This window comes from Methylobacterium sp. CCH5-D2, from assembly GCF_001556475.1.
GTDB lineage: Bacteria > Pseudomonadota > Alphaproteobacteria > Rhizobiales > Beijerinckiaceae > Methylobacterium > Methylobacterium hispanicum.
Genome location: NZ_LSIX01001132.1, coordinates 1 through 9,551, shown reverse-complemented (window position 1 = coordinate 9,551; position 9,551 = coordinate 1). Strand labels below are relative to the sequence as shown.

The window sequence follows — 9,551 nt, the reverse complement described above, 5'->3', positions numbered from 1 at the left end:
GCTGGCTCGCCCGCCGCACCCGCTGACGAGGAGATACCGTCGATGCTGCGCAAGATCCTGACGGCGTTCATCGTGCCGAAGGTCATCGCCTATATCGGGCGCCGTTACGGGCGGCGCCCGCCCCGGCGGACCTACTGAACCGCCGGATCCCTGCCCGCCGGGTTCCTGCCCGCGGGAGGGCCTGACCGTCACGGCCTCCACGGACGGGGGCATCGCCACCGCGGTCCCGCCGTGGACGCGGTGGCGGCGCGGGTTCCTCGCCTCGCGGAGCGCGGCGATCATCCGCCGGAAGGGCGCGTTGTCTCGGCGCCCGCGCAGGATCGCATTCATCCGGGCCGGGCGGCCCTGTGCTGCCGCCGTGGCGCGGCCGGGATCGAGGACGAGGGCGGCAAGGTCGCGCGCCCCGTCGGCGGATGCCGCCCGGGCCAGGGCGGCGAGGTCGGCCGCGCAGCGCTCGTCGTACCCGCCGGTCATGGGCGCCCCGTGCGCCTCGCCAAGCCCCTTCCCCCATCAGACGCCGGCGCCCCGGGCCGCCCATCGATGGCCGCGGGCTCGCGCCGCGTCATGCGCCGCACCCGGGCGCCGCCTCAGCGGCCGACGATGCGCGGCGCCACCGCTCGCACAACGGTCTCGCCGGTGAAGCCGGCATCGGCCCCGACGACGAGCTGGTGCTCCGGCCCGATCCTGCGCCTCACAAGGTCGCGGTTGCGGGAGAGCGCCTCCAGTCCGTAGCCGTTGGAGCGGCCCTCGCGCACGCCGCGGCGGGCAGGCCCGGGCCGGTCGCGCGAGACGGCGCACGGGCGCGCCCTTGACATATATGCAAAACGCGTCTTAGTTATTCGCACGATGCGAATAAGAGGGCGCCATGCACGAGGACGCGTTTCTCGCCGCCTACGACCCGACCCCCTACGGACGCCTCGCCCTGACGGTCGACGCGGTCCTGCTCGGGCTGCTCGAGGGTCGCCCCGCCGCGCTGCTCCTGAAGCGGGACGAGCCGCCCGGGGCCGGATGCTGGGCGCTTCCGGGCGGCTTCGTCCGCGTCGACGAGACGCTCGATGCCGCGGCCGAACGGGTGCTGCGCGAGAAGGCGGGGCTCGCCGGCCTCCACATGGAGCAGCTCTACACCTTCGGCGCGCTCGACCGCGATCCGCGCATGCGCATCGTCTCCGTGGCCTATCTCGCGCTGCTGCCGGAGCACGTCTTCGCGGCGGCGGCGCGCAACGGAGCGGGCTTGCTGCCGGCCCCCATCGACGTGCCGTGGGCCGGCGAGGCGGGCGGTCCCGTCGCGGTGCTGCCGCCCGCGGGGAGCGCGGAGAGCGGCCCGCTGCGGCTGGCCTTCGACCACGCCGACATCCTCGCCCTGGCGATGCTGCGGCTGCGGGGCAAGCTCGACTATTCGGAGGTCGGCTTCGCGCTGCTGCCCGAGCGCTTCACCCTGCGCCAGCTCCAGGACGTGCACGAGGCGATCCTCGGCACCGCGCTCAACAAGCCCGCCTTCCGCCGCCGGATGCTCGACCGCGGCTGGCTCGAGCCCACCGGCGAGCGCGAGGCCGGCACCTCGTTCCGGCCGCCCGAACTCTATCGCTTCCGCAAGCCCCGCTGATCCCGTCGAGGAGAATGCCATGGCCACCATCCGCACCATCGGCCCGGTCGCCCAGCTGAGGAGCGAGGCGAGCCGTCACGTCGTCCGATACCGGAACGGGCGCCTCCGCCAGAGCGGGCGCGGCCTCGTCTTCTGGTTCCGCCCGGAGACGGCGAGCATCAGCGAGCTGCCGATGGACGACCGCGAGATGACCCTGTTCGTGCGCGGGCGCAGCCGGGATTTCCAGGCCGTCGCGGTGCAGGGCACGATCGGCTGGCACGTCGTCGATCCCGAGCGGCTGGCGAGCCGCGTCGACTTCTCGATCGACCTGCGGACCGGGAAGCTCCGGGGCGAGCCGGTCGAGCGGATCGAGGCGCGCCTCAGCGGGATCGCGGGGCAGGCGGTGCTGCACCACCTCGGCGCGAGCCCGGTCCGCGCCCTGCTCGACGCAGGGCCGGATCCCCTGCGGCTGATCCTCGAGGCGACCCTTGCGGAGGCTCCGGCGCTCGCCGAGATCGGTGTCGGTCCGGTCTCGGTCCGGCTGACCAACCTCGCGCCGACGAGCGAGCTGGAGCGCGCCCTGCAGACGCCGACCTTCGAGGCGCTGCAGCAGAAGGCAGACGAGGCGACCTTCGCCCGGCGGGCGCTGGGGGTCGAGAAGGAGCGCGCCATCGCCGAGAACGAGCTCGCAACGCGCACCGAGCTGGCCCAGCGCGAGTCGCTGCTCATCGCCCGCGAGGCGGAGAACGCCCGCGCCCGTGCGGCGGCGCTCGCGGAGGCGCGGGGCCTGGAGGCGGCGGCGGAAGCCGGGCGCATCCGCCTCGTCGAGGGGGCGCGCGCCGAGGCCGAGGCGCAGCGCGTGGCGGTCTACCGCGACCTCGCCCCGGCGACCCTGCTCGGGCTGGCGGCGCGCGAGCTGGCAGGCAAGCTGGAGACGATCGAGCACGTGAACGTGACGCCGGACCTTCTGGCGAGCCTCGTCGGCGAGGTCCGCCGGGCGGCCGCCCCGCTCGCCGCACCCCGCTGAGGCGCGGACGATGGCGGCGATCACCCCGCGCGCCGTGTTCGTCACCCGCGACACGGATTACGAGCTGCTGCTCGCCCGGCACGCGACCCGCGGGCAGGCCAAGTTCTTCCTCGAGAGCCGCGGGCAGTCGCTCGGCGAGGTCGAGGCGCGCCACGCCCGCTTCCAGGCGGTGCTGGCCGAGGCGCGCGCCGCGGTGCCGGCGGGCTGGCGCCAGACGCTGGCGCGCCGCGCCGACCTCGACCGGTTCCTGTTCGCGCCCGAGGACGTCGTCGTCGCCGTCGGGCAGGACGGGCTGGTCGCCAACGTCGCCAAATACCTTGACGGGCAGCCGGTGATCGGCGTCAACCCGGCGCCCGACCTCTACGACGGCGTCCTGGCGCGGATCGCCGTCGCGCGTCTCGGCGCGCTCCTGCCGGCGAGCGTCGCGGGCGCGGCCCGCATCGAGCGGCGCACCATGGTGCAGGCGGTGCTCGACGGGGGCGAGCGGCTCCTGGCGCTCAACGAGATCTTCGTGGGCCATCGCGGCCACCAGTCCGCGCGCTACCGGATCGAGACGGGGGAGGCGGCCGAAGACCAGGCGTCGAGCGGGGTCATCGTCGCGTCCGGCACGGGGGCGACGGGCTGGGCGCGCTCGATCAGCGAGGCGACCGGCCTCGGCGTCCCGCTCGGAGCCGAGGAAGCCGCGGTCGGCTACTGGGTGCGCGAGCCCTTCGCCAGCGTGGCCACGGCGGCCCGGCTGCGGGCGGGCAAGCTCGCCGCGGCCACGCTCTCGCTGGTCTCGCGGATGAACGAGGGCGGCGTGGTGTTCGCCGACGGGATCGAGCAGGACTTCATCGCCTTCGACTGGGGCCGGCGGGTGGAACTCGGCCCTGCCGCGCGCGGGCTCAACCTCGTGGTCCAGTAGAGCGCTCTCCTCGACGTGGACTCCGGTCCGGCCAGGGAGAGCGTGTCGAGACACGGGCCCGGGGACGGGTCCGATCGCGTTGCGGTCGGGAACGGCGCCGGCCGTGGTCGCCCCGGATTTTCCGAACTCCGCGCGGCCGTGCGAGGATGGCGGCCGGAGGACGCGACATGCACGAGACAGGCGACGGCCACACGCACCACCACGACCATGAGCACGCGCCCGACCGCGGGCAGGACGTCCCGGCCGAGCGCTGGAAGCACGACGGCGTGCGGGTGATCCCGGGTGACCGGCTCGACCCGAACACCGCCCAGACGCCCGGCATGTTCCGGCAGGCGGCGGTCAACGCGGCGCGGGTCGGCGCGCAGAGGATCTGGGCCGGCACCGTGGCGATCGAGCCCGACGCCAAGACCGGGGTGCATCACCACGGCGCGCTGGAGAGCGTGATCTACGTGGTCTCGGGGCGGGCGCGCATGCGCTGGGGCGAGCGGCTCGAATACGTGGCCGAGGCGGGGCCGGGCGACTTCATCTTCGTGCCCCCGTACGTGCCGCACCAGGAGATCAACGCCTCGACCGACGAGCCCCTGCACTGCGTGCTGGTGCGCTCCGACAACGAGGCGGTCGTCGTCAACCTGCCTGACGTCGCGGCGGCCGAGCGCCCGGAGGCCGTCTACTGGGTCGATCCCATCCACGCGCGTCCGTGACCCCGCAGGCCGGGGACGGAGGCGTCCGTCGGTGCCATGGCCGGAACGTCCGGGGTGGCCGAGTATCCGGAGCGGGGTTCCCGCGCCGAGCAAGGGTGTCCGACAGAATGGCCGACGGCTCCCCCCGGGACGAGCTTCACCGCCGCCTGCGGCGGAGCGAGGAGCTGCGCCGCATCGCGCTCGAGGGCGGCGGGATGGGCGCCTGGCGCTGGGATACGCGCCGGCGCCTGGTCCGGGCAGACGACGTCTTCCAGGGCCTGTGGGGCGTCGCGTTCTCCGACCGGCCGCACCCGGTCTCGGTCTACGCCGACCTGATGGAGCCGGACGGCGCGGCCTTCCTCGAGGCCGTGATGACCCGGGCGATCGCTCCCGCAGAGCATTTCCACGATCAGGTCAAGGTGGCCGCCGGCCCGGCCGCCGGGCGCTGGATCCAGTGGCGCGGCCGGGCCGAGCGCGAGAGGCCCTGGATCATCAACGGGGTGAGCTTCGACATCACCGCGCAGAAGCTGGCGGAGCAGCGGCTGCGCGAGAGCGAGGAACAGCTCCGCCTCGCCACCGAGGCGGCCGAAATCGGCCTCTGGGACGTGGACGTCGTCAACGACACCCTGTTCTGGCCGCCCCGCGTGAAGGCCATGTTCGGGATCTCGGCGGACGTGCCGGTCTCCATGGCCGACTACGACGCGGGCCTGCACCCGGACGACCGCGCCGCCACGCGGGCCGCCTACGCGGCCGCGGCCGACCCCGGCTGGCGCGCCGTCTACGACGTCGCGTACCGCACCGTCGGGAAGGAGGACGGCGTCGTGCGCTGGGTCTCCGCCAAGGGACGCGGCGTCTTCGAGGGCGGGCGCTGCGTCCGGATGATCGGCACCGCCATCGACACCACCGCGCGTCGGCGGACCCGGGCGGCGCTCCTGGAGGGGGAGGCCCGCCTCAAGGCCGTCTTCGCCCAGGCCAGCGCCGGGTTCGCCCTCTGCGACCTCGACGGCCGCTTCACGGAGGTGAACGACACCTACTGCGCCCTCGTCGGGCGCCCGCGCGACCGGTTGCTCGGGCGGCTCATGCAGGAGATCACCCATCCGGACGACCTCGCGCGCAACCGGCCCCTGTTCGAGGCGGCGGCGCGCGACGGGAGGGCCTTCGACATCGAGAAGCGCTACCTGCGCCCGGACGGCGACGAGGTCTGGGTGCGCAACAGCGTCTCGGCCGTGCGCGCGGACGACGGCACGATCGCCGCGATGCTGGCCGTCAGCGTCGACATCACCGGCCGGGTCCGCGCCGAGGCGGCCCTGCGCGAGAGCGAGGCGCGCCAGCGCGCGCTGATCGAGGGCGTTCCCCAGCTGGTCTGGCGCGCGGCGGGCGACGGGCGGTGGACCTGGGCGAGCCCGCAATGGACCGCCTATACCGGGCAGCCGGAGCCGGAGAGCCGCGGCCTGGGATGGCTCGAGCCGATCCATCCGGACGACCGGCATCGCGCCCTGGCGGCTTGGTCCGAGGCCCCGCGGCGGGGGTCACTCGACGTGGAGTACCGCCTGCACAGCGCGGACGAGCGGCGCCACTGCTGGTTCCAGGCCCGGGCCGTCCCGGTCCGCGACGCGGGCGGCGTGATCCGGGAGTGGCTCGGCACCGCGACGGACATCGACAAGCTGCGGCGCCTGCAGGAGCAGCAGCGGGTGATGGTCGCCGAGCTGCAGCACCGCACCCGCAACCTGATCGCGGTGATCGCCAGCATCGCGCACGAGACCCTGGCCCGGACCGGGCCGGGCGCGTCCTTCGTGGTCCAGTTCGACGACCGGCTCGCCGCGCTCTCGCGCGTCCAGGGCCTGCTCTCCCGCTCGGCCGAGTCTCCCATCACCCTCGAGGCGCTGGTGCGCATGGAGCTGCAGGCGCTCGGCATCGGCGAGCGGCCCGTCGGCCTCGACGGGCCGCCCGTGGTGCTGCGCCGCTCCACGGTGCAGACGCTGGCGCTCGCCATCCACGAGCTGGCGACCAACGCCCGCAAGCACGGCGCGCTCTCGACGGCGCGGGGCAGGCTCGCGGTCGGCTGGCACACCCGCGTCGCGGACGAGGGCGGCGGGTCCCGGCGCTGGCTGGTCATGGACTGGGTCGAGACCGGGATACCGGACGGGGCCGACCGGCGCGCCTATCGCGGCTACGGGCGCGAGCTGATCGAGGAGGCCCTGCCCTTTGCGCTCGGCGCGCGCACGCGCTACGAGCTGGATGCGCGGGGCGTGCTCTGCCGGATCGAGCTGCCGCTCGACGGACGCGGCGCCACGGGGACGTACGAGTGACCGCCTGTCCTGCTGCTTCTCCTCCCGCCGCGCTCGCGGGCCGGGCCGTCCTGCTGGTCGAGGACGACTACTTCATCGTGAAGCAGCTGCGGCGGTGCTTCGAGCAGGCGGGGGCGCTCGTCCTGGGGCCGGCCTCGAACGTGCCGGACGCGCTCGCCATCGTGCGCAGCGCCCCGCGCATCGACGGGGCCGTCCTCGACGTCAACCTCCAGGGCGAGATGGTCTTCCCGGTCGCCGACGCGCTCGCCGAGCGCGGCGTCCGCTTCGTGTTCGCCACGGGCTACGATCCGGTCGAGATCCCGCCGCGGCACGGGGCCGTCCGGCACTGCGGCAAGCCGGTCGATGCGGCGCGCGTCGCCGAGGCCCTGTTCGGCTGACCGGGCTCAGGCCGGGCCGAGATCCTCCAGGACCCGGCCGACCCGCTCGGCGAGCGGGAAACGGATCGTGCAACGCAGGCCGTCCGGCTCGTAGGCGAGGGTCGTGGCGGCCTTGAGCTCGTAGCGGATCGTCTCCGTCAGCACCTCCGTGCCGAAGCCGCTGCGGCCGGGCTCGGCGATGCCGGCACAGCCCGCCTCCTTCCAGATGAGCGTCAGCGGCAACCCACTCGCCTCGGGCTCGACGCTCCAGCGGATCTCGAGTGATCCGCTCGGCTGGCCGAGGCAGCCGTGCTCGATCGCGTTGATGGTCAGTTCGTGGACCGCGAGGACGAAGGTCTGGGCGGCGGCGGGCCGCAGCCGCACCGCCGGTCCCGTGAGCGTCGCCTGTCCGCCCTCGTGCACAGTGTAGGCCAGGAGCTCGCTCCCGATCAGGTCCGCCAGATCGACCTGCCCGAAGATGTCGATGGCGGCCTGCACGCGCGCCACCGCGTCGAGCCGGTCCTCGAGATGCGAGACGTAGGTCTCCAGATCCTCCGCCGGCTCGGCCGAGGAACGGATGAGCATGCGCAGCATCGCGAACGTGTTGCGCTGCCGGTGGCGCAGCTCGCCCGGCGCGTTGCGCGCGTCGAGGAGTTGCCGCAGGCGCGCGTTGTCGGCCTTGAGCGCGGCAAGCTCGGCCTCCAGCGCGGCCGTGGGGTCGGGTTGCGCGTCGTGTGTCATGCGGTGTCCCGGTCTGCCTTGTGATCAATCCGTCCGGCCCCGCAGCGTTCAGTGCGCGGCCGCGGGGAGCGCCCTCCGGTGAGGCCGCCCGCCGGCGCCGGAGCGCATAGGCAGACGATTTCATATTGATCGGGCCCCACATGATGTGGCGTGTCGGCCCGCCGTCCACGTCGTGCCGGCAGCGTCCCGCCGGGTCGAATGAGCATTGCACCCCCCGTCCGTCTCGATGAGGTCGTCTACCGGGTCGGCGCGCGCACGATCATCGACCGCCTCGACGCGGCGATCACCGCGCCCGGCATCACCGCGCTGATCGGTCCGAACGGCGCCGGAAAGAGCGTCACGCTCCGCCTGATCGACAACCTCCTCCTGCCCGCCTCCGGCACGATCCGCATCGGCACGGGCCGGGCGCACGTGCGCCGGGCCTTCGTGTTCCAGCGCCCGGCCATGATCCGGGCGAGTGCCGCCTACAACGTCGCCCTCGGGCTGTCCGATCTCGGCCTCACGCGGCGCGAGCGGGACGCGCGCGTCCGGGCCGCGCTCGCGCGGGTGGACCTCCTGGCGCGGGCCGACGATCCCGCCACGAAGCTGTCGGGCGGCGAGCAGCAGCGCCTCGCGCTCGCCCGCGCGCTGGCGAGCGCGCCGCATCTCCTCCTGCTCGACGAGCCGACGGCCAACCTCGACCCCGCGGCGACCGAGGTGATCGAGGGTCTCCTGCGCGAGGCCGCGCGCGCCGGCACCAAGGTGCTGCTCGTCTCGCACAACCTCGGCCAGGTCGACCGCCTCGCCGACGACGTCCTCGTCCTGTCGGAGGGACGCGCCGTCGAGCACGGCCCGACCCGCCAGGTCCTCTCCGCACCCCGCTCCGCGGAAGCCCGCGCCTACATCAAGCGAGAATTGCCATGGACATCCTACGCCGCAGCCTTCTGAGCGCCGCGCTCGCCCTCCTGGCCGCCGGGCCGGCGCGGGCCGAGCCGCAGGCGACGATCACCGTGGCCTCGACCACCTCCACCGAGCAGTCCGGCCTGTTCAAGCACCTGCTCCCCCGCTTCACCGCGAAGACCGGCATCGGCGTCAAGGTCGTGGCGCTCGGCACCGGCCAGGCCCTCGATGTCGGCCGCCGGGGCGATGCCGACGTGGTCTTCGTCCACGACAAGGCCGCCGAGGAGGCGTTCGTGGCCGAGGGCGCGGGCGTGCGCCGCCAGGAGGTGATGTACAACGACTTCGTCGTGGTGGGCCCGAAGGCGGACCCGGCCGGCGCGAAGGGGCAGGACGTGACGGCGGCCTTCACCCGCATCGCCGCCGCCAAGGCGCCCTTCGTCTCGCGCGGCGACCGGTCCGGCACGCACGCGGCCGAGCTGCGCTACTGGAAGGCTTCCGGCATCGAGCCGGGGACCGGGCGGGACGACTGGTACAAGGAGATCGGCCAGGGCATGGGGCCGGCCCTCAACACCGCCTCCGCCATGAACGCCTACCTGCTCAGCGACCGCGGCACCTGGCTGTCGTTCAAGAACCGCGGCGACCTCGCCGTCCTGGTCCAGGGCGACCGGCGCCTGTTCAACCAGTACGGCGTGATGCTGGTGAACCCGGCCAAGCACCCGCAGGTGAAGGTGAAGGAGGGCCAGGCCTTCATCGACTGGCTGGTCTCGGCGGAGGGCCAGCAGGCGATCGCCGACTACAAGATCGACGGGGAGCAGCTGTTCTTCCCGAACGCCGAGGCCGTCGGGAAGCCCTGATGCGGGCGATCCTGCGCGCCGTCCTCGGCCTCGCGAGCGCCCTCATGGCCTCCCTGCCATCGCCCGGGCAGGCGGCGGACGCCGTCCGGCTCCACGCGGCCGGGAGCCTGCGCGCGCCGCTGACCGAGGTGGCGCGCGCCTACGAGGCGGCCGGCGGTCCGCGGGTGGACGCGACCTTCGGCGCCTCCGGCCTGCTCCGCGACGCCATCGTCGGCGGGG

At 74.2% G+C, this 9,551-nt stretch carries 11 protein-coding genes; 9 read left to right on the top strand and 2 right to left on the bottom strand.

Going from position 1 to position 9,551, the window contains the following annotated elements:
* Positions 1–587 precede the first annotated feature (587 nt).
* Positions 588–815 carry a hypothetical protein gene (locus AX737_RS33890; protein WP_156454064.1) on the bottom strand — a complete coding sequence of 76 codons (228 nt, stop codon included), beginning with the start codon at positions 813–815 and terminating at the stop codon, positions 588–590.
* Between the two features lie 50 nt (positions 816–865).
* Here AX737_RS33890 and AX737_RS30780 point away from each other — a divergent pair, with 50 nt between their 5' ends.
* The 6 genes from AX737_RS30780 to AX737_RS30755 all read left to right on the top strand — a co-directional run bounded on the left by AX737_RS30780 (position 866) and on the right by AX737_RS30755 (position 6,879).
* On the top strand, positions 866–1,603 hold the full coding sequence (locus AX737_RS30780; RefSeq protein ID WP_066927911.1) for an NUDIX domain-containing protein: 738 nt from the start codon (positions 866–868) through the stop codon (positions 1,601–1,603).
* A gap of 19 nt (positions 1,604–1,622) precedes the next feature.
* A complete protein-coding gene (locus AX737_RS30775; RefSeq protein WP_066927909.1) occupies positions 1,623–2,609 on the top strand; it encodes an SPFH domain-containing protein in 987 nt (328 codons plus the stop codon).
* Between the two features lie 10 nt (positions 2,610–2,619).
* Positions 2,620–3,513, top strand: coding sequence for an NAD(+)/NADH kinase (locus AX737_RS30770; RefSeq protein WP_066927907.1), 894 nt, complete (start codon positions 2,620–2,622; stop codon positions 3,511–3,513).
* A 167-nt stretch (positions 3,514–3,680) separates the two neighbouring features.
* The gene (locus AX737_RS30765; protein WP_066927905.1) at positions 3,681–4,214 is read left to right on the top strand and encodes a cupin domain-containing protein; all 534 of its coding nucleotides are present in this window, start codon (positions 3,681–3,683) and stop codon (positions 4,212–4,214) included.
* Positions 4,215–4,309: 95 nt separating this feature from the next.
* Entirely contained in the window at positions 4,310–6,502 is a 2,193-nt protein-coding gene (locus AX737_RS30760) for a PAS domain-containing protein (protein ID WP_238230377.1), read from the top strand.
* The gene (locus AX737_RS30755; RefSeq protein WP_066927900.1) at positions 6,499–6,879 is read left to right on the top strand and encodes a response regulator; all 381 of its coding nucleotides are present in this window, start codon (positions 6,499–6,501) and stop codon (positions 6,877–6,879) included. Before AX737_RS30760 ends, AX737_RS30755 begins: the two co-directional genes overlap by 4 nt.
* A gap of 6 nt (positions 6,880–6,885) precedes the next feature.
* On the opposite strand, the gene AX737_RS30750 is transcribed toward AX737_RS30755, so the two are convergent.
* The gene (locus AX737_RS30750) at positions 6,886–7,599 is read right to left on the bottom strand and encodes an HWE histidine kinase domain-containing protein (protein ID WP_066927897.1); all 714 of its coding nucleotides are present in this window, start codon (positions 7,597–7,599) and stop codon (positions 6,886–6,888) included.
* Between the two features lie 198 nt (positions 7,600–7,797).
* Between AX737_RS30750 and AX737_RS30745 the strand changes: the two genes are divergently transcribed.
* From AX737_RS30745 to AX737_RS30735, 3 genes are all read left to right on the top strand, one after another.
* Positions 7,798–8,526, top strand: coding sequence for an ATP-binding cassette domain-containing protein (locus tag AX737_RS30745; RefSeq protein ID WP_066927896.1), 729 nt, complete (start codon positions 7,798–7,800; stop codon positions 8,524–8,526).
* The gene (locus AX737_RS30740) at positions 8,499–9,332 is read left to right on the top strand and encodes a substrate-binding domain-containing protein (protein ID WP_066927894.1); all 834 of its coding nucleotides are present in this window, start codon (positions 8,499–8,501) and stop codon (positions 9,330–9,332) included. Before AX737_RS30745 ends, AX737_RS30740 begins: the two co-directional genes overlap by 28 nt.
* Positions 9,332–9,551 (top strand): substrate-binding domain-containing protein (locus AX737_RS30735; RefSeq protein WP_348626819.1); only part of this gene is annotated, 220 nt, incomplete at its 3' end. The genes AX737_RS30740 and AX737_RS30735, both read left to right, overlap by 1 nt.